This window comes from Pedobacter sp. CFBP9032, from assembly GCF_034045265.1.
In the GTDB taxonomy this organism is placed as follows: domain Bacteria; phylum Bacteroidota; class Bacteroidia; order Sphingobacteriales; family Sphingobacteriaceae; genus Pedobacter.
Genome location: NZ_JAXCWE010000061.1, coordinates 1 through 258, shown reverse-complemented (window position 1 = coordinate 258; position 258 = coordinate 1). Strand labels below are relative to the sequence as shown.

Annotated in this window: 1 pseudogene; it reads right to left on the bottom strand. The window is 36.0% G+C overall.

Annotated features, from left to right (window positions below):
• Positions 1 to 258: pseudogene (locus SOM16_RS23145) on the bottom strand (efflux RND transporter periplasmic adaptor subunit); the annotation flags it as partial.

Below are 258 nucleotides of genomic sequence, written 5' to 3'. Positions count from 1 at the left end.
CCCGACCTCAATATTGGTCATTTTTACTTTATTATTCTTGTCTACTAAGAAAATATAGGTTTTATCCTGAATGGAAAATGTAGCCTTCTGAGGAATCATCAACGCATCATTCTGAACTTCAGAAATAGTTAATTTTCCGGATGTTCCGTGTTTGATTAAACGATTAGGATTTGGAAATAACGCTTTGTAGCGGATTGAACCTGTCGCTCTGTCGATTTCACTTTCAGCAGACTTTAAAGCACCATTAAATTGGTAAGC